The 22,394-nt window shown below is 40.6% G+C and carries 21 protein-coding genes and 3 pseudogenes; 6 read left to right on the top strand and 18 right to left on the bottom strand.

Annotation, left to right across the window (positions count from 1 at the left end; translation table 11 throughout):
- The first annotated feature begins 118 nt into the window (after window positions 1–118).
- Complete coding sequence (locus M5V91_RS19145; protein ID WP_019380225.1) at window positions 119–442, top strand: DMT family transporter; 324 nt, start codon at window positions 119–121, stop codon at window positions 440–442.
- Between the two features lies 1 nt (window position 443).
- Entirely contained in the window at window positions 444–791 is a 348-nt protein-coding gene (locus M5V91_RS19150; protein WP_019380224.1) for a DMT family transporter, read from the top strand.
- 49 nt (window positions 792–840) lie between these two features.
- Here the strand turns inward: M5V91_RS19150 and M5V91_RS19155 are convergent, their stop codons facing one another.
- The 8 genes and pseudogenes from M5V91_RS19155 to M5V91_RS19190 all read right to left on the bottom strand — a co-directional run bounded on the left by M5V91_RS19155 (window position 841) and on the right by M5V91_RS19190 (window position 7,971).
- Complete coding sequence (locus tag M5V91_RS19155) at window positions 841–1,680, bottom strand: MurR/RpiR family transcriptional regulator (RefSeq protein WP_217034757.1); 840 nt, start codon at window positions 1,678–1,680, stop codon at window positions 841–843.
- Window positions 1,681–1,836: 156 nt separating this feature from the next.
- On the bottom strand, window positions 1,837–2,529 hold the full coding sequence (locus M5V91_RS19160; RefSeq protein WP_009335410.1) for an N-acetylmannosamine-6-phosphate 2-epimerase: 693 nt from the start codon (window positions 2,527–2,529) through the stop codon (window positions 1,837–1,839).
- Between the two features lie 24 nt (window positions 2,530–2,553).
- A pseudogene (locus tag M5V91_RS19165) lies at window positions 2,554–4,085 on the bottom strand (maltose/glucose-specific PTS transporter subunit IIC).
- Between the two features lie 393 nt (window positions 4,086–4,478).
- Window positions 4,479–5,021 (bottom strand): GNAT family N-acetyltransferase, encoded by a 543-nt coding sequence (locus M5V91_RS19170; RefSeq protein WP_192908118.1) that lies wholly within the window; start codon window positions 5,019–5,021, stop codon window positions 4,479–4,481.
- A gap of 185 nt (window positions 5,022–5,206) precedes the next feature.
- Window positions 5,207–6,325 carry a sensor histidine kinase gene (locus tag M5V91_RS19175; RefSeq protein WP_009335413.1) on the bottom strand — a complete coding sequence of 373 codons (1,119 nt, stop codon included), beginning with the start codon at window positions 6,323–6,325 and terminating at the stop codon, window positions 5,207–5,209.
- Window positions 6,315–6,998 (bottom strand): response regulator transcription factor, encoded by a 684-nt coding sequence (locus M5V91_RS19180; RefSeq protein ID WP_009335414.1) that lies wholly within the window; start codon window positions 6,996–6,998, stop codon window positions 6,315–6,317. The genes M5V91_RS19175 and M5V91_RS19180 overlap by 11 nt, the downstream gene beginning before the upstream one ends.
- A 20-nt stretch (window positions 6,999–7,018) precedes the next feature.
- Window positions 7,019–7,582 carry a VanZ family protein gene (locus M5V91_RS19185; protein WP_009335415.1) on the bottom strand — a complete coding sequence of 188 codons (564 nt, stop codon included), beginning with the start codon at window positions 7,580–7,582 and terminating at the stop codon, window positions 7,019–7,021.
- Between the two features lie 188 nt (window positions 7,583–7,770).
- Window positions 7,771–7,971: a hypothetical protein gene (locus tag M5V91_RS19190; protein ID WP_009335416.1), complete on the bottom strand. Its 201-nt coding sequence runs from the start codon at window positions 7,969–7,971 to the stop codon at window positions 7,771–7,773.
- A 159-nt stretch (window positions 7,972–8,130) separates the two neighbouring features.
- Here M5V91_RS19190 and M5V91_RS19195 point away from each other — a divergent pair, with 159 nt between their 5' ends.
- Window positions 8,131–8,601 carry an SRPBCC domain-containing protein gene (locus M5V91_RS19195; RefSeq protein ID WP_009335417.1) on the top strand — a complete coding sequence of 157 codons (471 nt, stop codon included), beginning with the start codon at window positions 8,131–8,133 and terminating at the stop codon, window positions 8,599–8,601.
- A gap of 45 nt (window positions 8,602–8,646) precedes the next feature.
- Here the strand turns inward: M5V91_RS19195 and M5V91_RS19200 are convergent, their stop codons facing one another.
- From M5V91_RS19200 to M5V91_RS19215, 4 genes are all read right to left on the bottom strand, one after another.
- The gene (locus tag M5V91_RS19200) at window positions 8,647–8,850 is read right to left on the bottom strand and encodes a ChaB family protein (RefSeq protein ID WP_251174135.1); all 204 of its coding nucleotides are present in this window, start codon (window positions 8,848–8,850) and stop codon (window positions 8,647–8,649) included.
- A gap of 112 nt (window positions 8,851–8,962) precedes the next feature.
- A complete protein-coding gene (locus tag M5V91_RS19205) occupies window positions 8,963–9,289 on the bottom strand; it encodes a hypothetical protein (protein ID WP_192908115.1) in 327 nt (108 codons plus the stop codon).
- A 12-nt stretch (window positions 9,290–9,301) separates the two neighbouring features.
- Window positions 9,302–9,637 (bottom strand): hypothetical protein, encoded by a 336-nt coding sequence (locus M5V91_RS19210; RefSeq protein ID WP_251174137.1) that lies wholly within the window; start codon window positions 9,635–9,637, stop codon window positions 9,302–9,304.
- Window positions 9,638–9,898: 261 nt separating this feature from the next.
- The gene (locus M5V91_RS19215; protein ID WP_009335421.1) at window positions 9,899–10,375 is read right to left on the bottom strand and encodes an Lrp/AsnC family transcriptional regulator; all 477 of its coding nucleotides are present in this window, start codon (window positions 10,373–10,375) and stop codon (window positions 9,899–9,901) included.
- 208 nt (window positions 10,376–10,583) lie between these two features.
- Here M5V91_RS19215 and M5V91_RS19220 point away from each other — a divergent pair, with 208 nt between their 5' ends.
- Both M5V91_RS19220 and M5V91_RS19225 read left to right on the top strand, forming a co-directional pair.
- On the top strand, window positions 10,584–11,513 hold the full coding sequence (locus tag M5V91_RS19220; RefSeq protein WP_019381064.1) for a DMT family transporter: 930 nt from the start codon (window positions 10,584–10,586) through the stop codon (window positions 11,511–11,513).
- Between the two features lie 127 nt (window positions 11,514–11,640).
- Window positions 11,641–12,999, top strand: coding sequence for an IS1182 family transposase (locus M5V91_RS19225; protein ID WP_251266574.1), 1,359 nt, complete (start codon window positions 11,641–11,643; stop codon window positions 12,997–12,999).
- A 202-nt stretch (window positions 13,000–13,201) separates the two neighbouring features.
- Here the strand turns inward: M5V91_RS19225 and M5V91_RS19230 are convergent, their stop codons facing one another.
- The 5 genes and pseudogenes from M5V91_RS19230 to M5V91_RS19250 all read right to left on the bottom strand — a co-directional run bounded on the left by M5V91_RS19230 (window position 13,202) and on the right by M5V91_RS19250 (window position 19,791).
- Window positions 13,202–14,755 carry a BCCT family transporter gene (locus tag M5V91_RS19230; protein ID WP_009335424.1) on the bottom strand — a complete coding sequence of 518 codons (1,554 nt, stop codon included), beginning with the start codon at window positions 14,753–14,755 and terminating at the stop codon, window positions 13,202–13,204.
- Between the two features lie 350 nt (window positions 14,756–15,105).
- Complete coding sequence (locus M5V91_RS19235; protein WP_251175556.1) at window positions 15,106–16,197, bottom strand: tartrate dehydrogenase; 1,092 nt, start codon at window positions 16,195–16,197, stop codon at window positions 15,106–15,108.
- Window positions 16,198–16,215: 18 nt separating this feature from the next.
- Window positions 16,216–17,663: pseudogene (locus M5V91_RS19240) on the bottom strand (aldehyde dehydrogenase family protein).
- Window positions 17,656–18,740: pseudogene (locus M5V91_RS19245) on the bottom strand (aromatic ring-hydroxylating oxygenase subunit alpha). Before M5V91_RS19245 ends, M5V91_RS19240 begins: the two co-directional pseudogenes overlap by 8 nt.
- Before the next feature lie 31 nt (window positions 18,741–18,771).
- Complete coding sequence (locus M5V91_RS19250) at window positions 18,772–19,791, bottom strand: NAD(P)/FAD-dependent oxidoreductase (protein ID WP_009335442.1); 1,020 nt, start codon at window positions 19,789–19,791, stop codon at window positions 18,772–18,774.
- 181 nt (window positions 19,792–19,972) lie between these two features.
- On the opposite strand from M5V91_RS19250, the gene M5V91_RS19255 reads away from it, so the two are divergent.
- Window positions 19,973–21,358, top strand: a complete 1,386-nt coding sequence (locus M5V91_RS19255) for a sigma-54 interaction domain-containing protein (protein ID WP_251175558.1) — start codon at window positions 19,973–19,975, stop codon at window positions 21,356–21,358.
- A 160-nt stretch (window positions 21,359–21,518) separates the two neighbouring features.
- Here M5V91_RS19255 and M5V91_RS19260 read toward each other — a convergent pair whose 3' ends face one another.
- Entirely contained in the window at window positions 21,519–22,262 is a 744-nt protein-coding gene (locus M5V91_RS19260; RefSeq protein WP_284521442.1) for a hypothetical protein, read from the bottom strand.
- Window positions 22,263–22,394 lie beyond the last annotated feature (132 nt).

Genomic DNA, 22,394 nt, shown 5'->3' on the forward strand with positions numbered 1-22,394 from the left:
GATTACGAATTGGAAATTAATTGGTTTCACTTTTTCTTTCATTCATATACTTGGCAAAGAGAACCTTCGAAAAGGTAAAATAAATTGAATCCATTCGGAGAAGAATTGGGGAGATATTATGAATGCCTATTTACTTTTAGCATTAGCCATTGTAAGTGAAGTGTTTGGCAGTTCCATGCTTAAAGCAACAAACGGATTCAAAAAACTACTGCCATCCCTTGGTGTAATCATTGGATACGGTGTAGCTTTTTATTCGTTATCATTATCGTTAAAAACACTGCCGCTTGGTGTGGCTTATGCGATTTGGGCTGGCCTCGGGACCGTGCTGACAGCCTTGGTCGGAATCACCATCTATAAAGAGAATGTAAATGACAAAAAGATTCTGGGACTGGCTTTAATAGTTGGAGGAGTTATTTTATTAAATAGCGGTGGAGGCCATTAATATGAGAGGATACTTTTATTTAACAGTCTCAATCGCAGGAGAGATTTTTGCCACCACCATGCTTAAGCTGTCGGATGGCTTTACGGTGCCGCTGCCATCTGCAGGAGTCTTGTTTGGCTATGCACTTTCATTTTATTGCCTATCATTATGTCTTAAAACCATTCCATTAAGTCTGGCTTATGCCATTTGGTCAGGAGCAGGAACAGCGTTAACTGCGTTAATCGGTGCCGTACTATGGGGAGAAGCATTCAGCAGCCTCAAGATACTGGGAATCATACTGATTATCGGCGGAATAATCGCATTGAATTCTTCCAGTAATGAAGAGACTGCAAAAGAGCCTTCACGTTAGGGCTCTTTTATGTTTCCATGACTTATCTTCATTTATGCCTTTTCCCTTATTAGATATCCTTCAAGGCCCTTAATGTCTTATCCCGAATCTGAACACGATTGATATAGTCCTTCGCCACAAGTTCTGTGTAAAGCAAGTCAAAGAGCAGGAAGAGCGGCAGTGTTGGAGAGATGTTCTGGCCCATATGCATACTGTTTTTACTAGTAACCAGAAGGGATAGATCTGCCAGCCGGGAGAGTTCGGATGTTTTATCACTTGAGATAGCAAGGACTGACGCACCTTGTCTCTTGGAAATTTTGACAGCATCGATTATTTCTTTTGTTTTCCCTGAAACAGAAATGCCAATGACAAGGCTTCTGTCTGAGCTTAATGCTGCATCCATCACAGCTTGATGAGGGTCTGTAATCGACTCAACCTGGATTCCGATCCGAAAAAACTTCCATTTAAACTCCTGTGCTGCAATCCCTGAGTTGCCGATGCCGTATACATGCACTCTCTCCGCTTTCGTTAACAGGGTAATAGCTTGCTGAATATCAAAATAAGTCATGTTCCGGAAAGTCGTTTCGATGATCTCTAAATGGTTTTGATAGAGATTGGAAAAATAATCAATCTCTTTGATGTCACTGGACGCTGCCGGCTTATTTCTTAAGTCGATATATCTCTTTAATTCGTGCTTGAATTCATTAAACCCTGAAAAAGAGATTTTCTGACAGAATCGGGTAATCGTAGCAGGAGAAATATGAATTTTTTTCGCGATTTGATTGATTGACAATTGGCTGATTTCATCAGGATTTCCGATTATATATTTTGCTAATTCCGACTCCGAGCTTGTGAACTTTTCCATCGAGCAGGCTATGCCATGAAGAAGGTTCTCACCGAGATATTCCATATTCCATCTCCTTTTTATATCCTTAGGTTCATTATACAAGATGATAACCATATTTTTGTTCAAAGGGCAGAAAACTATGAAATATCTATAACTAGCCTCACTAAAGCAAAAAGCTGAAAACAACAGTCAGAAGACTGAGTTGTTTTCAGCTGATCCTTATTTTTTAATAGCCTCTACAAATCTTTTCGTGATGATCTGCGGTCTTGTTATTGCACCGCCTACCACAACCGAGTGAACATGAAAGTCCAGTACTGAACGGGCAATCTCCGGAGTGGAGACATTTCCTTCAGCTATAACCTTTGCATGCTTCACTTCTTTGACGATTTGTTTGATCACGGAGTAGTCATGATCATCGATTTTCAATCCTTTTGTCTCTTCTGTATATCCGTATAATGTTGGTGCGACAATATCAAATCCAAGCTCATCGGCCAAAATGGCTTCTTCTACTGAAGAGACATCGCCCATCAGCAGTATATGAGGATACTTTGATCTTACCTCCTGATAAAACGATTCCAGATCGTTTCCATCCGGCCGGATCCGGGTCGTTGCATCTGTTGCAATGATTTCGGCACCCGTCTCAGCTAAGGCATCGATCTCTTTCATCGTTGGTGTAATAAAGACAGGATGGTCCTTGTATACTTGTTTGATGATGCCAATCACAGGAAGATCAACTTGTTCTTTTATTTCCTTAATATCAGGGACAGAGTTGGCACGAATGCCAACAGCCCCTCCCTCCTTTGCAGCCAATGCCATACGTCCCATAATGAACGAGCTGTGAAGCGGTTCTCCTTCTAAAGCCTGGCAGGAAACAATTAGCCCATTTTTGATTTGTTCCAGCACTTGATGCATTTAAAAACACGTCCTTATTATTTATTACTGACCCAGATACTCTTCTATCTCGTTTTTAACAATGGTGACTTGAGGTCCATAAATAATTTGAACTCCCGTTCCCTTTTTCACAATCCCTTTTGATCCGGTCTGTTTAATGATTTCATCTTTTACCATGGATTCATCCTTTACGGTTACCCGCAGACGAGTCGCACAGCAATCAACAATATCAATATTATTTGTTCCGCCTAATCCTTCTACAATCGTTTTAGCACGATCTGTAGCTGCAACTTGCTCCGCAGCCTGTTCTTCATCTTCACGTCCCAGAACTTTGAAATTCTTTTTCTGATTAAGAATTTAAATGTAAAGTAGTATAGGAAGAACCATGGAATACCTACCATCAATACATATGGCCAGTTTGTTTTATCTGTCCCTTGAAGAATTCCAAATAAAATAAAATCAATAAATCCGCCTGAGAAGGTTTGGCCGACAGTAATATTGAAAATGTCCGCCATCATAAAAGCAAAACCATCGAAAATGGCATGTACTAAATAAAGAAGAGGTGCCACGAACAAGAAACTAAATTCAAGCGGCTCTGTGATGCCTGTCAAAAATGAGGTTAATGCTGCGGATAACAAAATTCCAGCAACCACTTTTCTGTTTTTCTTTTTAGAGCAATGATAAATGGCCAATGCTGCACCCGGCAACCCAAACATCATCGTAATAAAACGGCCTGACATAAATCGTGATACCCCTTCGTAATATTGTTCAGTCGAAGGATCACCCAGCTGGGCAAAAAAGATATTTTGTGTACCGCTGATTAGCTTCCCGCCAATCTCCAGTGTTCCTCCAAGAGCCGTTTGCCAGAATGGAAGATAAAAAATATGGTGCAGACCAAGCGGTCCAAGCATACGTAAAATAAATCCGTAGAATAGAGTTCCGATTTCCCCGGTGCCAGTAACAACTGATCCAAGCCCATTGATTACTGCCTGGAAATATGGCCAGATCACAAATAGAATGGCTCCAACAAAAATCGAAGCAAATGAAACGACAATAGGAATAAAGCGGGATCCTCCAAAGAATCCTAACACTTGAGGCAGCTGAATTTTATTGTATTTATTATGCAGGGCAGCTGCCGCTATCCCGACGATAATCCCCCCAAAAACACCGGTTTCCAAAGTTTGAATCCCGACAGCCATCCCTTGGCCGGCTCCTGCCAGGTTATCCTTCGCCAGATCTCCGGTTAAAGAAAGCAGCGCACTAATGGTGCTGTTCATAACAAAATAACCAATCATGGCTGCTAAACCAGCCGTTGCTTTATCTGAACGGGCTAAACCGATCGCTACCCCTACCGCAAATATGATCGGCAAGTTGGCAAATACAATCGATCCAGCAGCACTCATGATCGTAAAAATGGCCTGAAGCCAGGTGATATCTAAAAATGGATAAGCTGAAACCGTATTCGGATTAGACAGCGCTCCGCCAATCCCTAATAACAAACCCGCTGCCGGCAAAACCGCAATAGGCAGCATGAACGATTTACCAAATTGCTGAGCTTTTTCAAAAGCTTTTTTCATTGAATAAACCCCTTTATCTTGCTGAGTAACCTGATGCTTTAACCTTCTATCCGTATCATATATTCCCAGCTGCAGCAGTTCAATGGGATTGAAATCGTTTTCAATCCTTTTCATCATTCTGCCGGCAACGCTGAAAATACGTTCAGTTGCTAAGGTGCCTAAAAAACATAAAGCGACATTTGTATGCCGTTAAAAGGAAAAATAGTTAAAAATAAACTTACTTGATTAATATATTTACGTTAAATCTTCATTTACAATACTGGACCAGCCAGAAAATATCTGGCTGGTCTTTTGAAATTGGAATATCGCTAACAGAACCTTCCTTATTAAGGATAGAGTGACATTTAGCCATTAACCTGCAAAAGGAGATGTCAAATAAACAGCTAGGCAAGATTATTTAATAGAATTAACCTTGATTCGCCAAATCATATGATGAGACCCTTCTCCCCAATAATCCTTTAATAAATAATCCGGTTCTCCAAACTTCCTTCTCCAGATCTTTTGTGAATGTTTATATCCTGAATCTAAACAGAATTCTTCTACTCCTTTATTCCTTAAGGTCAAATACATAGCTGCTAATAATTGATTGCCTATGCCCTTTTTCTGATAATCAGGATGTACAAAGACTGTACCCACTTCATAAAAGCCATTAAGTGCCTGATCCGAACCTCTAATTATCAGCTCATTGGCTGCTCCGTATTCTATTGAACCAACGATTTTATCGCCAAGTAGAGCGATTAGAAAATACCGTTCTTTACCGCCGCTTTTCATATCCATATTCAAATAGTTTTTCTTGGCTATAATTTCTTCTTCCATGTCTTCCAGCAAATCACCAATGCCTTCTTTAAGAAACGTATCGGTTATAACCATTCGAAAGAAATGGTTTAGATCTTTTGCATCCTCAGCAGCTGGCCTTCTTATCATGACATTATTCACTATTAATCTGCCCCTTTTATAGTTACTCCTTTGGATACTTCCTTCCATTTTGTTTCTCTCATTCTACTATACCCAGGAAAAGACTTAGTAAAAAAATGTATCCTTAAGGTTTCCTGCTTATTCATCGATCAGGCCGCAGTCAGCCATTAAAAAAGTGCGTTAATCGAGGATTAACGCACTTCTGCTCACTTACTTCGATATTTCTTGAATAACTTAATAGTAAAAGCCGTTTTCCCTGGTGCACTCTCCACATCTATGTACCCGCTATGAAGATCGACGATGCTTTTGGAAATCGCCAGTCCCAAACCCGAACCACCTGTATACTGGGATCGTGACTTCTCAACGCGGTAGAAGCGATCAAAGATATGTGGAAGATCAATGCGAGGTATGGCCTGGCCATAGTTAGCAATTTCGATCTCAATCATGTCTTTTCTATCATGTAGCGCAGCATCCAGATACCTGCCATCACTTCCATAGCGGATTGCATTTTGTATAAGATTTTCGAATACACGGGCCAGCTTTACACCATCCCCCTCTACAACAGGATCATCAACAGATGAAAATAATCGGAACTCCATTCCTGCTGCTTCCAATTGCACCTTTGTCTGTACGGCTATCTGATTAAGCATTTCCTCGATATTAATAGCTTCCTTATGCAGCTTGATCTGCTGGTTCTGCATATAAGTGTATTCAAAGATATCATTAATTAACGCATATAAGCTTGATGTCTTTGCATGAATGATTTGAACATAGTGGCGAAGCTCGACCTCATTACTGTACCGGTCATTATTAATAAGATCCAGGTATCCTATAATGGACGTAAGCGGAGACCTTAAGTCGTGCGCTACACTCGTTACAAGCTCATTTTTCAGCTGCTCTGTCCTTTTGACTTCCTTAATTGCCTCCTCCGATTTTTCAATTATCTTTTGTATGCCATCTGCGAGTGCCTGAAATTCCGGCTGCACGTAAAAACCTTCTGAAGCATTCTCCTGCCTTACCCATCGCTGAACATCCTCTGTCACTTTAATAAGATTAAGTGCAAGATATCGTTTCCGCTCAAACTGATAAAATATCAGCAAAAATAACCCGGTGGCCAAAAGATAGAAAACAAGGAAGAAGAATTCACGAAAATAGGATAGGATGAAAAACAGGCTCTCAAAAAATCTGGAATTGTCCTCTAAAAACCATACTGCCGGCAGGAGAACAGCTCCCATAACCACCGCCAGGAAAAGTGACAGCAGGATATACATCATGACTTTCCACTTAGGCAGATATCGGAGCAGATTCATAATATTATTTTTCAATTTTATACCCCACTCCCCAGACGGTCTGAATGACCGATTCACCTGGCAGCGCCGCTTCCAGCTTTTCGCGAATATTGCTGATATGAACCATGACAGTCTTGTTTGACCCTTCACCAGGTTCATTCCAGACCTTTTCAAAAATCTCCTCCGATGCATACACACGGCCGCGATTCTTAGCCAGCAAATATAAAATCTCAAATTCCCGTGCTGTTAGCTTTATTTCGCTTCCCTCAGCGGTAACGCCATGGCTCCGCTTATCGATGGCGACAGATCCGATATATAATACATCATCAGCTTTTCCAGTTGTTTTATAATTTGCCCTGCGGAGCAATGCCTTTACTCTCGCAGCCAGCTCCAGGGGATTAAACGGCTTAATCATATAGTCATCGGCACCAGTCATTAAACCCATGATTTTGTCCATATCCTCTGCCTTGGCACTGACCATCAGGATCGGCACCTGATTGTTTTTTCTGACATATTTGCAAAACTCAAGTCCATCCATCTTCGGCATCATGATATCTAAAACAATCAGGTCAGGAGGATCCTGCTCCAGTTTCTTAAGTGCTTCCATTCCATCCCCGGCTTTATCAATGATATAGCCATCATTCTTCAGATATACTTCTATCAAATCAGCAATTTGCCGATCATCATCAACGATCAGGATTCTTGTCATTGCCTGTCTCCTCCCATCAGCTAAAGCTGAAACTGTTTGAGCATACTATTTAAAGGAGTTACCTTAAACATGCGCTTAACAATCAGATATCCAATAACTGCTCCCAGAGTATTCGCAAGCAAGTCATTGATATCTGTGCTTCTTCCGCTTCCCAGCGTCACTCGAATGATCAGCTGCAGAAGCTCAAAGGAAGCACTCAGCAGAAATCCAAGCTTTGCAGCTTTCTTAGAACTGTCTTTCGACTTCATTATAAACGGTAAATACATGCCAAAAGGAATCAGCATAATAATATTTAACAAAAACGTTTTCAGATCGATTGTCAAAATGGGAATAAAATTGATTGCCTTATACCAGGGCGTCCGATTTGCATACATCCCTATATTCACATCGATTGGGAAAAAGACCAGATGCAGGACGCAAAGCAAGTAGATCCCGAAGGAAATCAGAACGGCAAGTTGTAACGGCCTTATCTTTTCCTTACGGTGCCTCATCCAGATCCAGAGCCCTATTAATCCCAGTAAAGCAGCTGGCAGAAGTACATACCATGATGGAATGGAAAACATTATCGACATTGTTTCTTTCAATTTAACTTCCTCCTTATCTTTCAATAAACATAGTATAGGAAGAAGTTCTAAAGAGTTTTTAAAGAAGAGATTAAGAATCAGTAAAAAGTTAGTACATAAATAAAACCCGCCCTGATTGGCGGGTTTTGTATTATGGAATTTAACACAATCTTTAAATTTTGCATACAGATGTTAAAAAAAACAAATGACTAATCGCCTCCCCCGCAGCCTCCGCCATCTCCGCCAAAGCCCCCTCCAAAACTATCACAATTATGCGAACTGCTATAATCTCCTGTATGGTGATAGGAAGAATGATTTTTTCCGCTGCCATAAGAACGATTCGATGGTCTGGAATCACCAATAGCGATCATGATAATAAGAAGTAAACCAATAATAATGAATCCTGACATTTCCATCACCCCTTATTTTTATATACGGATGATGGTTTATTTAGTTTCAGAAAATTAAAACAAAACAACCGATCCATTTATAAAGTTAATAACAGGCAAGTTCTGCCGAAAAAACTATTAAGATGCCTTTGAATAAATAGAAAGAAAGAGGACTTTAAAATGAAAGAAATGCTGGTTTACAGGTATGAAGATGTAATTCATGCCCCAATAGATTTGGTTTTTAAGTACGTCGATGATGATGAAAAAATAAAGCTCTGGAATACCATGCTGATCGAAAACATCTATGACAATGAGGAAAATAAACCAGTCCCAGTGCCTGGCACTAAGTTTGTCACCGTTCAGAAACTTGATAAAAAAATCATCAAAATCGATTCCGAATTAATTGAATATAAAGCTCCCCATAAAGTTGTTATGCACTCTCATTCCAAAGAAGGCTTAAGTATTTCAAAGTATCTCTTATCAAGAGAACACAACGGCACGCGCCTGATCGTGGAAGCAAGCCTTGTACCAAGCAACTTCTTCTATAAACTGACAACCAGACTATTAGGATGGACGGCTAAATTTGTGTTTGAAGAGCAATATCAGAACTTGAAGAGATATGTGGAAAATGAAGCGGTTGATGATGAATAACAAAAGGTGTCCTGGAACGGGACACCTTTTACTGTAAAAGCATATTTACTCTTCCTTCTTCACCCATTTATCATCATCATTCTTCTCATATTTCTTCTTCACTGCACTCCAGGCAACCTTAAAGGCCGTTTCTTCCTCGCCATATTCTTCGCTTGCAGAATTAAACGCTTCCTTAAAGATCTCCTGTGCGTGATGCGGAAGATTATCTTTGACGGAATCAGGCAGATCGCTTAGTTTATCATAAGGCATTTTTGCTTCCTCCCCTGCACATGTTCTTTTATGTATTTTTCCTAATTATGTGTGTTTTAAACACATCCCAGGAAGTCCCCATGTCCAGGAATAGCCACTCAGCTGCCCGTCATCACTCGGAAGGATTATTAATTAGTTCATCATAATACGCCTTCGGATTATAAATATGGTTATCAATGAAAAACTTCGCCTGATCTTTGAACATATCAATGTAAGACTCTCTGCTAATGGCTAAATCCCCTAAATCAGCAGTGTCTCCTTGAACTTGTACTGTATCTGCCTTTACGTCAACAACAACAGTCATATATATTTTATCCTTGTAAAGAACAGTTCCCGTCACTTGTTGTTTCACCAAGTCGACAAGAGGAAATTCATGGCGTACACCTGTTGGTTTAAACAGTGTATACCCTGCATTAGGTTTATCTTTATGATCATTCATTCTTCCACCTCATCATGTCACAATTCCCTTTCCATCGAGCCAAACTTCAGCAGAGTCAATAAAGTCAGGTCTTTTCCATGCAGTGATGGCATGTCTTTCTTCCATCCGTTCAACAAGGCTTTGGAAAAACATATCCCCCAAAAAATATCCCAATCGGCTATATCCAAATCTTTCACCGCCACGGATGGAAAACCATTCAAGAAATATCGCATCCGCTGTTTTAGATACATAATCTTCAGCAAATTCCAGCTTGATATCATGCTGTTTGGATATTGCGAATTCCAGCCACTCGTCCCCTCCATCATCGAAGGAAAAATAGACAGACGTGTTTAAACCAGGCTCTGTCATTCTGGAAAAATGGGTAGCCGCTCCTTCCTGATAAAGCAGCTGCGCATAAAAAACGGAAATGTATCAATAATTTTCATCGATTAGATCCAATCTTTCACATAAGCCACTAATCCGATCACAGAACCAATTACAGCGCCAAAAAGCACATAATAACGTGTTTCGAGCTGCTCGAGCTTTTTTGTCAAACTAATCCCTCCTGACCTTTGTTCCTGCTTTCTACGATAATTATTGGAAAAGGTTTCAAGGCATTCGTTAAAGACTCTAATCCTGTATTGGCAGCACCGTCGAATCCTTAATCTCCCTCAATGCCAGGCTGGTCTGAATCTTCGTGATTCCCAATTCATTCAGCTTCCTGATAAACATCTCCAGCCCCTTGCGATCCTTGCAGGCTACTTTCAGCAGATAATCATACTCCCCTGTTAAACAATGACATTCTAAAACTTCCTTCATTGATTCCAGCGTTTTTTCAAGAGATTCCAGTTTTTCAGCCTGGTGCATATTGGTGCTCATGAACACGAAGCATAATAAATCAAAGCCCAGCTTCTCATGGCTTAAAATAGCCACATGCTTCTGGATATACCCTTCCGCTTCCAAACGCTTAATCCTTGCATGTACAGCTGGAGCAGAAAGATTCACCTTTTTCGACAGTTCCAGATTGCTAATCCGAGCATCCTTTTGAAGCAAATCCAGGATTTTTATATCCAGGTGATCTAATACCTTGCTTACAATTGATTCCACTATCCATCAGCCCTTTTCAATTATTCAAAATACGGATCAAATCACACACTCAAACTGAATATTCTACAATTATAATCTTATATACTTTTAATTATTTTGAATTAATTTCATTATACAAAATTATCTTTTGTTTTTTTAAATAAATGTTAAAATTATTCATATAAATAATGTCATTGTGCACAATGGCTCTGAAAAGGAGCTTAATGACGTGAACTATTATCTTCTCCTTCTTTTAACAAGTCTTCTCTGGGGCGGAAATTTCATTGTAGGAAAAACGCTTGTGGATCATGCATCTCCTATTACCTTAACCATTTTAAGATGGGCCATCGCCATTATCTGTCTCGTTCCTCTTGTCTGGCATAAAGAGAAACGGCTGCTGCCGCCGAAAAATGCAATCCTGCCATTACTGCTAATGGGCATCACGGGAGTAGCTTTGTTCCAGGCCCTGCAATTCATGGCACTGGAAAAAACATCGGCCACCAGCGTTGGCTTAATCTCTACATTAAATATGTTTTCCATTGCTGCCTTCTCTTTCATTTTTCTAAAAGAAAAAATAAACATACTGCAGCTCATGTCCATGTTCATTTCATTGTTTGGCGTACTGCTGGTCCTTTCAAAAGGTAGCCTGGAGTTACTGGTCTCTCTTCAGTTTAATAATGGGGACCTTTATATGATGGCCGCGGTGGGCATGTGGGGAATCTATTCGGTCTGCAGCAAATGGGCCATGTCTTTCGTTACACCTATGATGTCCATCTTATACTCAGGCATATTTGGCCTTCTCGTGCTTTTGCCGTTCAACACTGCTGGTTTCACCGTTACAGATGTCAGTGCTTCCTTTCTTTTATCCATTCTGTATACGGGTCTGATTTCAACAGTCCTATGCATGGTACTCTGGAACATCGGGGTCAACCAGCTGGGACCAAGCACTTCCGGCCTGTTCCTAAACTTTAATCCCATTTTCACAGCCATCTTAGCTTTTATCTTCTTAGGAGAGGTCTTGAACTGGATACAAGCGGTCGGAAGCATCATTGTCATTGCGGGGTGTTTCTTATTCTCTGCACTTAAAACCAGGACTGGAAAAACAACAATGGGGATTCCTGCACCAGTATTTATAAGTGAGCCGGTTAAGGAGAGATAAAAAGCAGTGCCTGCCCCTTTATATGGAGCAGGCACTTCAGACTGTCGACAAACTCGATGAAAATCGTGCTTGTCTGCAGTCTTTTTTATTTTAAAATAGAAGTAATACAAAGCTTGAGGTGATTTAAATGCTTTCAAAACATAATCCAATTCAACGGGATCAAATTGAAATGGTTGCTTTAGACGAACTTGTACCGGCGGACCATTTGGTCCGCAAAATTGAAGCGGCGATTAATTTCTCATTCATCTATGACTTGGTAAAAGATAAGTATTCAGAAAAAGGCCGCCCAAGTATTGACCCTGTAATATTAATTAAACTCACATTTATTCAATATACCTTCGGTATTCGCTCCATGCGTCAAACAATTGAAGAATTGAAAACGAATATGGCTTATCGATGGTTTTTAGGATATGGCTTTCACGATAAAGTTCCTCACTTCTCAACTTTCGGTAAAAATTATGAGCGCCGATTTAAAGACAGCGATCTCTTTGAACAAATATTTTACCGAATCTTAAAAACCGCAGCTGAAAAGAATTTAATTAGTGCTGAACACGTTTTTGTAGATTCTACTCATGTAAAAGCGAGTGCAAATAAACGCAAATTTGAAAAGAAAGTTGTTCGAAAAGAAACCCGTGCTTATCAAGAACGCCTTCAAGAGGAGATTAACCAAGACCGCGAGGATCATGGAAAAAAGCCGTTTCCACCTGATAAGTTTGATAAAGAAGAATACAAAGAAATCAAGGAAAGTACAACAGATCCAGAGAGTGGCTACTATGTAAAAGATGAGCGTACAAAACAGTTCGCTTATTCTTTCCATGCGGCTGCAGACCGCAACGGCTTCGTGTTAGGCGCAATTGTAACCCCTGGTAACACGCATGATAGTCATATTTTAGAGCCATTGGTAGAACAAGTCATTGAGAAAGTTAGTAAACCAAAAGCTGTTGCGGCAGACGCAGCCTATAAAACACCTGCTATCACGAGCTACTTATTGAAAAACGACATCACACCTGCTTTACCTTACACACGACCTCGCACAAAAGAGGGTTTCTTCAGAAAACATGAGTATGTTTATGATGAGCATTTTGACTGTTACATTTGCCCAACTGGTGAGATATTAAAATATACTACAACTACAAAGGAAGGCTATCGTCAATATAAATCAGATCCTCGAATTTGTGCTGGATGCCCTTTCTTGTCTCAATGCACACAGAGTCAAGCACATCAAAAACTGATTCAACGTCATGTGTGGGAGGAACATGTGGAAGAAGCAGATCATCTTCGCCACCATCAAGACGTCAAACCGATCTATGAAAAACGCAAAGAAACAATTGAACGAGTATTCGCAGATGCAAAAGAAAAGCATGGCATGCGTTGGACAACCCTCAGGGGACTTAAAAAAATGTCGATGCAGGCGATGCTTACTTTCGCTGCCATGAATTTGAAGAAAATGGCCAACTGGACTTGGCAAGGTCCAGAAATGGCCTAAATGATAACCTCGGAGAGGTCTGCAATTCTCTGTAATTACTTGAAGTCCTACAAAAAATCAAAAAAAGAGTTCGGAATGAGACTATTCCGAACTCTTTTTGTCTACAAACTGCAGTGCCTGCCCCTTTATAGGGAGCAGGCACTTTGATTCCTTCTAATCTTTTGAGTAATTAGGGACAGTGTACCTGTCCCATTGTCCCCGCTTATGCCTTTTTGGCAACAGCTTTCTTTCTTATACTTTTAACGATAGGCTCATCTTGATTCCGGCTTTCACTCATCGCTTTTAGCTCATCTTTTAAGCCCTTATAAGTGGAGTAACACATGAAAAGCATGAGAATGGCTAACGGGATGGATGTGGCAACCAGGGCTGACTGTAAGCCGGATAGGCCTCCTGTCATAATTAATACAGCAGAGACCCCAGCAATTACAATCCCCCATATAACTTTTGTTGAGTGAGATGGATTAGGGTTTCCATTTTCACTGATCATCCCTAATACAAAAACAGCAGAATTCGCAGAGGTTATAAAGAAAACAAGTACAAGTACCATAGCTAAAATACTTAAAAAGACACTCATTGGAAAATAATCGAAAAACTTAAATAAAGCAGAGGTTACATCGGTGGAAACCGCCGTTGCAATCGCTGTTTCGCCCATGTTCTGAATGAGATCAATGGCCGAACCGCCCATCACGGCAAACCAGAAGAATGCTCCTGCAACAGGGATAAAGATGGCCCCGATCATAAACTCTTTGATGGTTCTGCCCTTTGAAATTCTGGCTACGAAACTGCCGACAAGCGGAGCCCAGGCGATCCACCAGCCAAAATAAAACAGTGTCCAGCTTGCAATCCAGGTTCCATCACTATAGGGCTCAGTCCTAAACGACATCCCAATGAAATTCTGGGCGTAATCCCCTATCCCTTGAAAAAAGATCTTTAAGATGGATTGGGTTGGTCCAAGAAACAATACGAATGCCAATAGTGCAAATGCCAGCAGCATATTAAGGTTGGACAAATGCTTCATCGCTCCCTGAAGGCCTGAAACAGTGGAACCGACATAAATAAAACTTACAACGAGAATAATAGCAACTTGGGTATAAAAGCTTACCGGAAGACCCCACAGATAATTCATACCGCTATTCACTTGAAGCGTTCCAAATCCCAGCGATGTGGCTATGCCAATGACAATGGAAAGAATGACAACGACATCAATCAGTTTGCCAAAAGGGCCCCTAATTTTGTCTCCTATTAATGGATAAAAAACAGAACTCAGTGAGGCCGGCAGCTTTTTGCGGAATTGGAAAAATGCTAAGGAGACTCCTACAACTGCATAACACGCCCATGCAGAGACCCCCCAATGCAGGTAAACAAATTGCATTGCCAGCTTTGCGGATTCTTCTGAAGATCCTTTCCCAAAGGGAGGATCAATATAGTATGAAACTGGTTCTGCCACACCCCAAAATACAAGACTTATCCCAATAGAGGCACTGAACAGCATCCCTACCCATGTAGCTGTTTTGTATTCTGGCCGATCATGATCGTCCCCCAGCCTGATTTTCCCGAATCTTGAAAGCCCAATATACATACAAAAAGCAAAGAAGAAAAAGACACTGCCCAGAATAAACCAGCCCAAGTTATTATAGATAAATTCCAGTGAATGATTTGAAAAGCTTTCCATTTGCTTTGGGGCAAAGACCCCTATACTTATTAAAACCAAACTTATGGCTAACGAGGAAAAAAAGACAGTTTTTTTACCGTTCATGCCAACACTCCTCTTTCCAGAATATTGAATTTTCAGTATTTTAAATGTAAGCGGTTTCCTGTTATTCCAAAAAATAAATGAGAGAAAAGGTAAATCGGACTAGCGCATAAAAAATAGTACTCTTCCTTTTCACCTTCACAATTATTTTGATCGTTAGCAGATTCCCTGACCCATAACGGTCACTTTATCTATTTATCAGACTTTGCGGTGCATTAGTATTCTTCCCATCTAAAAAGTGGAAACAGGTTTATAACGACCGCCGCTAATAAAAGTTAAGTATAAAAGAAATGGAAGAAAAATCAACCTATACCATAGGAAGAATCAATTCTTCCTATGATATCCGCTGACTTTTAAACCTTTAGTTTACCAGATACAAGCCGGGTCTCCATGATGTCAATAATCCGATTACCCACTTCCGCGGTAGATGCGGTTCCTCCCATATCCGGTGTAAGTGTCTCATCCTCGATCAGCAAATCCTCAATGGCTCCAAGCACTTGTTTTCCATATTCCTCATAACCAAAAAAGTCAAGCATCTGACTGGCTGACCAAATGGAAGCAAGCGGATTGGCAATCCCCTTACCTGCAATATCAGGAGCAGAGCCATGAATAGGTTCAAACATGGAAGGATACTTTCTTTCAGGATTAATGTTGGCACCAGCGGCAAGCCCTATTCCTCCTGCAATAGCAGCACCCAGGTCTGTTAATATATCGCCAAATAAATTGGAAGTGACGACCACTTCAAACCTCTTTGGATCCTTAACCATCAGCATGGCAGCGGCATCTACAAGGTAGGAGGCTGTTTCCACATCAGGGTATTCAGAGCTTATTTCTTCAAAAACCTGATCCCAGAAAACCATTGAATAATTTAATGCGTTCGCCTTTGATATGCTTGTGAGAGACCTTCCTTCCTTACGAGCTGCTTCAAATGCATACCGAATGATTCTTTCCGTTCCTTTTCGGGAAAACACACTGTTTTGCAGGACAACTTCATTTTGCTGCCCCTTAAACAGCCATTCACCAGCACCCGCATACTCTCCTTCGGTATTCTCACGGATAAAAAGCATATTTATCTCTTCCCGTTTTACATCCACTAAGGAAGTTTTTGCCCCTTTCAGTAAATGAACAGGCCGGATATTCACATATTGATCAAAATCTTTGCGGATTCTTAAAAGCAGATCCCATAAAGAGATATGGTCAGGGACGCCGGGAAACCCGACTGCCCCCAAATAAATGGCATCAAACTTCTTTAATTCTTCCATGCCATTTTCATCCATCATCTTTCCGTGTTTCGCATAAAATTCACAGCCCCAAGGGAAATAAGTAAAATCAAAGCGGAAACCTGAATCCATCGCCGCCACTTTATTTAGTACTTTGATCCCTTCGCCAATCACTTCAGGTCCAATTCCATCACCTGCTATAACCGCAACTTTATAAATTTTCACAAAAATCTCCCTTTACCTTTAGTTATTATTCCAGACAATTAATTTCATCTCGGTCATTTCTTCAACTGCATATTTGATGCCTTCCCGTCCGGTGCCGCTTTCCTTTACACCGCCATACGGCATCTGGTCAACACGGTAGGTTGGAACATCATTGATTATAACTCCGCCAACATGAAGTTCCTGCGAAGCAAAGAGGGCATGCTTCACATTATTTGTGTATATTCCCGCCTGCAGGCCAAACCGCGAGTTGTTGACATGCTTTATGGCATCCTCAATGGAACTGAATTTGTTTACGACGACAACGGGAGCAAAGGCTTCCTGGCAGGATACTTTTAAATCATGCTCCGCATTGATAATAATCGTAGGCTCAAGCACCCCATTTCGAAGGCTTCCTCCGGCTGCAATAGATGCATTCGTGCTTTTTGTTTCCTCAATCCATCCTAGTACTCTATCAGCCTCTCCTTTTGAAATTAGAGAAGAAATATACGTATCCGGTGCAAGCGGATCGCCAACTTTCAGCTGCTTTGCTGCCTGAATAAATTTTTCTGTGAATTCTTCATATACCTCTTCATGTGCATAGATGCGCTGAAGCGAAATACAAACCTGACCCTGATTCGAAAAAGCCCCCATTATGCAGCGGTCAATAATCTGGTCGACATCTGTATCTTTATCAATGATTAAGGCTGAATTCGATCCCAGCTCCAATGTTGTTTTCTTTAAGCCTGCTCTGCTGCGTATCCCAATCCCAACTTCCGGACTTCCTGTAAAGGTGACCATGCTGACCAGGTCATTTCTGACAATTTCTTCCCCTACTACACTTCCAGGACCGGTTATAACGTTTAACACACCCGGCGGCAGGCCTGCCTCTTCAAATAATTCGGCTATAAACAGTGCCGAGAGCGGTGTCTGTGAGGCTGGCTTCAAGACAACTGTATTCCCTGCGGCAATTGCCGGTCCTACCTTATGAGCTACAAGATTCATAGGGAAATTAAAAGGAGTTATGGCTCCTATGACCCCAATCGGCTCTCTCAATGTATATCCAATACGGCCAACCCCGCCTGAAGCAGCATCAAAAGGAATCGTTTCCCCATGAATGCGCTTAGCTTCCTCAGCCGAAAATTTATACGTTTCGACCGTTCTGGCAACTTCCGCTTTTGAGAACATAATAGGTTTGGACGACTCTCGGGTAATGATCTCTGCAGCCTGATCCGCTTTTTCAATCAAAAGCGAAACGACTTTTTCTAAAATCTCAGCTCTCTTGTAAGCTGGCATTTTTGCCATCAAATGCCTGGATTCGTAAGCAGCTTCAATGGCCATTTCAGTCTGTTCTTTATTCGCCATCGCGATTTGGGCAATTTCTTCCCCGGAATAAGGTGAAAAAAGAGATGCGTATCGATCTGTTTCTACTTTTTTCCATTAATCATTAAATACTTTTTTGCTGGCTGAACTCCGGTTATTTTACTCATTTAGGGCCTCCAATACCATTTCATGAAATTGAACAATTGCTTTTTCTGAGGATGAATATCTGCCTTTGCTGAAAGCTCGGGAGCGAAAACCAATTTGTTCCAATTCTACCAATTCAATATCTTCCGAGCGGACTTGCTCCGCAAACGTCATTAAATCCTTTTCCGCCTGGGACAGGTTCTCATCACGGAAATAATATGTGTAGACAGCCATGGATGTTTCATGATCAATCGGAATAATTTGAATGGTCGCCATATTGCCTGGCCCCGGATAAATGGTCAGCATCAGATTTGGCCATAGCCAGTAGAATTGGCCGCCTTGCATTTCGGCATCATTTAAATCAACTGTTCCATATTTTTTATCTGGCTTGACAATTGTCCCTTGCATGGAATAATTCTCACACGTAATAATCTGATAATCATTCATATCAAGTGCAGCAACGAAGCTTGGATGTGCAACATGGCAGTGGTCACACTCCAGGTAGTTATCCATAAAAGCCTTCCAGTTCGCTTTAAATGTACGTGTTTTTTGGCTGGTTCTTTTTAGTTCGCTTAAAAAGGAATTCTTGCTCAACCTTTCAAAGAAATCTCCATATGACTCACTTAATGGCTTTGCATTGTCATCCAAATTTACAAAGATAAGTGATTCCAAAATTTCCATCCGCACCGAACGCAGACAGGCATCCTTTACACAAGCCTCGTCTTCCCCTCTAAAGTTAGGCGCTTTATTCAGCTGGCCATCAAGCTTAAATGTCCATCCATGATAAGAACATTGGAGAATCTTTTTATTCCCGGCTGCATTTTTTTCAAGCTTTGTTGCCCGATGTGGACAAACATTGTAAAAGGCACGGACTACTTCATCTTTACCGCGGTTTACGATAATAGGCTCGCCGGCCACTTCTGCAGTAAAGAAATCTCCAGCCTTTTCCACCTGACTAACATGTCCTACGAGCTGCCAGGACCTTGAAAACACAAGGTCCATCTCTTTTCCAGAACTTTGGGATCTGTGTATTTGTCATAGGTTAAGGTTCTTTCAAATGTACGATTTGTTGCATTTTGCACTTTATTGTAAGCAGTCATGATTTGTCTCCTTCTTAAATGAATTTTTCCTTTAGATTGCTGAACCGGTTTTTTCCTTATCTGCCATAATGCTTGTACTATGGAGCGGCTGGACCTTTGAACCTGGATCAATATAAACCTTTGCATTGCTGACAGCTGTCGGCGCTTCCCCAAATCCGCTGGCTATAAGCTTTACTTTGCCTTCATAGGTACAGATGTCACCTGCCGCATAGATTCCTGGAATATTCGTTTCCATTTTGGAGTTTACCAGGATCGCATTTTTCTCTATTTCCAACCCCCACTCTTTAATGGGGCCTAATGAAGATACAAATCCAAAATTCACTAGTACATCATCTGCCGGGATGAGCATTGTCTCCCCGCTAGCCGTGTTTTCTACCATTACGTTTTCAATTTCTTCTGCACCTGCCAGCTCCACTGGAATATAAGGTGTCAGCATTTCCACACTGGAATGTCTCAATCGTTCCACACTATGCTCATGCGCCCGGAACTTATCTCTCCTATGAATGAGCGTTACCTTGCCGGCAATCGGCTCAAGCATCAGAGCCCAGTCAACCGCTGAATCCCCTCCACCAAAGATCACAACCTTTTTGCCGGCAAACTGATTTAAGTCTTGGACAAAATAATGAAGATTTTTATTTTCAAATTTGTCCTCGCTGCCGATATTTAATTTCCTTGGCTGGAAAGCACCGTTCCCTGCCGTAATAATCACTGCCTTCGTATAATGGGTCCCTTTATTCGTGTGAATCGCAAATGATTGATCAGACAGGCGGACGATGCCTTCCACTGATTCCCCTAAGCAGACAGATGGATTAAATTGATTCATTTGCTTTATCAAATTATCTATCAGTTCCTGAGCTCTTATCTTAGGAAAACCAGCTATGTCATAAATATATTTTTCCGGATATAGTGCTGATAATTGTCCGCCCAGCTGCGGAAGACTCTCAATAATTTTCACCGAAGCCTGGCGCATACCAGTGTAAAAAGCTGTAAAAAGACCAACTGGGCCTCCGCCTATAATGGTGATATCGAAAGCATCTGGATAATTGCCCATTCCTGAACCTCCTTTATATCGTTCTATACACCTTTTTAATGCAAGTACTGTGCCAATAGTGAAAACCCTTAATAATTAAACAAACAATTGAAAATTTACTGAAAAATATCAGATATTGAGTTAAAATATACTCAATATCTGGTATTCTTGAATCAAAAATGACTCAGGAGGGCTTCACCGAATGAAAATGCCAACAAATACAGGCAATGTAGAAATGACATTGGGAACCTTGTTAAAAATTCTTGATTATTCTTCTGATGAAATCTTCGTTTTAGATGGTGAAATGCGGATTCTATATGTGAATAAAGTATGTGAGAGGCACTATGGACTTAAGCCAAGGGATGTAATTGGAAAGTACAATGTGGAACTTTTTGAAAAGGGCTACTGGAAGCCTTCTATTGTTCCTGAGGTATATCGGCGGAAAGAGCCGTGCTACTTAAGACAGCAGACATATATCGGGGCAGAGCTCATGACTACGGCCATCCCGATCTTAAATAACAAAAACGAAATTGAACTGGTTGTCATCACCTCTACGGAAATACAAAAAATTAATATGGTGAATGCAAGGGAGGATAAAATCGAGTCAAAATCGACTCAGCATGAAGAAAAGGAAATAACAATTGTAACCAACAGCGGAGAGATTAAAGAAATATTGGAGTTTTGTAAAAAAGTAGCTCCAACAGATTCAAATATTCTTATTCTGGGAGAATCCGGAACCGGAAAGGGTGCCTTTTCTCAATATATTCACAAAGTCAGCAACCGGAATAAAGGGCCATTTCTTGCCATCAATTGCGCTGCCATTCCGGAAGAACTATTGGAGTCCGAACTATTTGGCTATTCAAAAGGCGCCTTCACCGGGGCAAATAAATTAGGAAAACAAGGATTAATTGAAGCAGCGGACGGCGGCACCCTCTTCCTGGACGAAATCGGAGAAATGCCCCTTTCCGTACAGGCAAAACTGCTTCAGCTCATACAGGAGAAACAGTTCATCCCTGTCGGAAGCAGCGAAATAAAGAAAGTGGATGTCCGCATCATAGCGGCAACTAATCAGAATCTGACCACTATGATTGAAAACAAATCATTTAGAGAAGACTTATTTTATCGTTTAAATGTAATTGATATTCATCTGCCGCCATTGCGGGAAAGAAGGGAAGATATCATTCCGCTCACCTATAATTTCCTGAATAAATTTAACCAAAAATATAAAGAGAATAAAGTCATTTCTGAAGAGTGCCTTAATGTTCTTACTCACTATTCCTGGCCGGGAAATGTGCGCCAGCTCGAAAACCTGATTGAAAGATTAGTCATTATCAGCAATTCCATTATTCAGGTCTCTGATCTCCCTGACATGATCAAGGAAAATACTCATCAAGCAGTATACCCATCTCATTCCACTAGCCTGGACAAAGCTCTGGATGAAACCAAAAGGATTCTGGTAAGAAGATCGTATCAGACCCATAAATCCTCCAGAAAAGTGGCAAACGACCTTGGCATCAGCCAAACGAAAGCAGCCAGGCTGATTAAAGAGTATTGCGGAGCAGAGGGACAGGTTCCTCATCCCTATTGAAAATTGGGGCAGTATTCCTGTCCCCTTCTCAAATTATAAAGGTTTTAATAACTCACTTTTATTCAGTTCTAAGTGATTAATAATCTCAGGAAGCTGAGAGTCATTGCGGTGAATTAATTCTTCATTTAGTACGGGTTTCTCTTGAACAAACTCTTTCCACTCATCCCCAGTCGTATACAGTATGTATTTCGTTGGTTAAATTCGGCTTATCATAGATTTTAAGGAAACTTTCAATACCATATTCATGAATAAGGAAGCTCGAAAATGAAGCAGATTCAATATAAGCCAGCCACCTTAAAGAATGAGAGTCTTTATTTGGGTTTAAATATGAAAAAATTTCATCCTTCTGCAGAAGTGTTTCCAGAGGCAGCATAACTTCTTGCATCATTAAATAGTTCATGATGCCATGGATATCTCCCTTATAATTAGGAAATACTTTTTCGTCCGAATAGGAATCCTGCATAAAAATCGCCAGACCTTCTTGTGTAACATGGTCATGATTATGGCCAAATAATACATGAGTAAGTTCGTGAACGAGAGGATAATCTCCATCTTTCACCCAATAAAGGTGTATAGTATTCCCGCTTGAATAACTTACCTTTTCCTCTTTATATAGATGTAAATATATTTTAGATGGGGAGAGAATTGAAATATTTTTCTTTTGCAGATGATTGTAGTAATCGAGGGTTTCTTCCTTAATTGCTTTTAATGCATCTTCGGAAAAATTTCCTTTATTAAAAGTAACAATTTCTATTTTTCCATCGTCTGTTTTAAAGTTTTTTAGATTACTCTGTTCAGTTGAAACTGCTTTTTCGGAAGTAACCGGATCTGAATCAGAGTGGCTGCAGCCAGTCATCAAAAACAGCAAAAATACAAAACAGCTGATTTTTATTGATCTGCTCAATTTATCTCCACCTTTCTAAATATTAGTGAGGTATTGAATGTGTTATCAAATAAAAAACCATTAATATACTAAACCCGCATAGCAAAATTAAAATCGCATAAAAAACTTTCCTCCATAATCCGCCTATGAAGT

The sequence above is a fragment of the Cytobacillus pseudoceanisediminis genome (genome assembly GCF_023516215.1).
In the GTDB taxonomy this organism is placed as follows: Bacteria; Bacillota; Bacilli; order Bacillales; family Cytobacillaceae; genus Cytobacillus; species Cytobacillus pseudoceanisediminis.

Coding starts and splice junctions, on each gene's coding strand:
- M5V91_RS19145 (WP_019380225.1), top strand. CDS start 119: ATGAATGCCTATTTACTTTTAGCATTAGCCATTGTAAGTGAAGTGTTT.
- M5V91_RS19150 (WP_019380224.1), top strand. CDS start 444: ATGAGAGGATACTTTTATTTAACAGTCTCAATCGCAGGAGAGATTTTT.
- M5V91_RS19155 (WP_217034757.1), bottom strand. CDS start 1,680: ATGGAATATCTCGGTGAGAACCTTCTTCATGGCATAGCCTGCTCGATG.
- M5V91_RS19160 (WP_009335410.1), bottom strand. CDS start 2,529: ATGCATCAAGTGCTGGAACAAATCAAAAATGGGCTAATTGTTTCCTGC.
- M5V91_RS19180 (WP_009335414.1), bottom strand. CDS start 6,998: ATGACAAGAATCCTGATCGTTGATGATGATCGGCAAATTGCTGATTTG.
- M5V91_RS19190 (WP_009335416.1), bottom strand. CDS start 7,971: ATGTCAGGATTCATTATTATTGGTTTACTTCTTATTATCATGATCGCT.
- M5V91_RS19195 (WP_009335417.1), top strand. CDS start 8,131: ATGAAAGAAATGCTGGTTTACAGGTATGAAGATGTAATTCATGCCCCA.
- M5V91_RS19200 (WP_251174135.1), bottom strand. CDS start 8,850: ATGCCTTATGATAAACTAAGCGATCTGCCTGATTCCGTCAAAGATAAT.
- M5V91_RS19205 (WP_192908115.1), bottom strand. CDS start 9,289: ATGAATGATCATAAAGATAAACCTAATGCAGGGTATACACTGTTTAAA.
- M5V91_RS19210 (WP_251174137.1), bottom strand. CDS start 9,637: ATGACAGAGCCTGGTTTAAACACGTCTGTCTATTTTTCCTTCGATGAT.
- M5V91_RS19225 (WP_251266574.1), top strand. CDS start 11,641: ATGCTTTCAAAACATAATCCAATTCAACGGGATCAAATTGAAATGGTT.
- M5V91_RS19230 (WP_009335424.1), bottom strand. CDS start 14,755: ATGAACGGTAAAAAAACTGTCTTTTTTTCCTCGTTAGCCATAAGTTTG.
- M5V91_RS19250 (WP_009335442.1), bottom strand. CDS start 19,791: ATGGGCAATTATCCAGATGCTTTCGATATCACCATTATAGGCGGAGGC.
- M5V91_RS19255 (WP_251175558.1), top strand. CDS start 19,973: ATGAAAATGCCAACAAATACAGGCAATGTAGAAATGACATTGGGAACC.